At 39.2% G+C, this 1,413-nt stretch carries 1 protein-coding gene; it reads left to right on the top strand.

The annotated features are described in order from the left end of the window. Window positions 1-482: 482 nt before the first annotated feature. Window positions 483-1,262 (top strand): protein FinQ, encoded by a 780-nt coding sequence (finQ, locus tag HEN21_RS22450; RefSeq protein WP_276527221.1) that lies wholly within the window; start codon window positions 483-485, stop codon window positions 1,260-1,262. Window positions 1,263-1,413 lie beyond the last annotated feature (151 nt).

Raw genomic sequence — 1,413 nt, 5'->3', positions numbered from 1 at the left:
CCCTGGATCTGATTTCAGGCGTTGGGTGTGGATCACTATTGCACCGTTCGTGACAATTTGAATGATTCAGCGTTGTTTTTGAAGTTAACAACCAACCCAATACATGGTTCTCTACTTCACAACAACGCATGTTATGCTGATTTTAGTTAATAAAAGAATCCCCTTAGGAGATGGAAATGTCGCAGTTAAAACAACCTATTTTCCTGAAAAAGATAAAAAAAGTCATCAACACAATCCCTGGGCTTGAAGAGCAAATCTTTGCATGCCGAAATAAAAAACGCAGCTACAATCCATTATTATTTATCGACAGAAAAGATGAAGAACGCATACTAATGAGTCGTCTCCAGAGCCAACAAAAAAATGAAGAACTGGCTTCTAAACTAGAATCTTTATTTCATGGAAACGAATTATCGTCACCACACAGTATTTTGTGTTTTATATACTGGCGCTATACAAAGAAAATTTATCGCCTAAGCGAGGACATCATCAGTGATGTGGCTAACACCTATGTTGATAACATTCCTGCACAGATCCTCAAGGAACTCCCTTCATGGAGTATCTATGTTTCAGCCGAAAATCTGCATACTATACTTCCTACGTCCTATCCGATACATGGATTTTTCTTTTATCCATTTTTGGACAATAATGGAAATATTATCCGGCTTTTCATTATTGATGATCTGAAACAAAGTCAAGGAACTACAGGGCTAAAAGAAAAGAATGTTGACGTCGTCAATAATATCATCAGAATAAAGGACTCTCGTGAAGGACTTCTTGACTCCAGAAAGATGGAGTGTATCGATGGTGAAGTCGTCGTAACAGTTAACGAAAAGCTCAAAGATTTCAGAGACAGGGAGTTTAATCTTCTTAACGCACAGATATCAATGGTGCTTTATATCTGTTCACAGATCAATGATATAAAAGAAAAAAATCAATTTAAACGGTCAGAAAAGCACAAAAAGCATGTTCACACTCACCATGAACTACCAGCACAAAACATTCGGGAGTGGGACGTTGGTATTCGAATGGGGCAAGCCATACGGCAATATCGCCAAGCAGAACCCACAGGGAAAGAGCGGACAACAATAGGTAGCAAACGTCCTCATATACGCCGGGGACACTGGCATACATACTGGACAGGAAGTAAGAAACCAGAACTAGCCCATGAGCGTAAACCTAGATTAATATGGTTACCTCCGGTACCAGTTAATTTAGAAGACGTAAACAAACTACCGGTGGTAATAACACCCATTGATAAATGACCTGAAAAGTATCTTTTCCGGTAGGATGTACACATATCTAAATTATCAGGCTACTATAATGTTGTCTAGGCATTACAGTAGAGCCCCTGGTTGATTGTGTACTGACCCCAAAAAGTTGGACAGTTAAACACGAGGCATATAGGTCTGATTC

This window comes from Escherichia sp. 93.1518 (genome assembly GCF_013368915.2).
GTDB lineage: Bacteria > Pseudomonadota > Gammaproteobacteria > Enterobacterales > Enterobacteriaceae > Escherichia > Escherichia ruysiae.
Note: the sequence above shows the minus strand (reverse complement) of the source record. Positions and strands in the feature narration are given on the sequence as shown.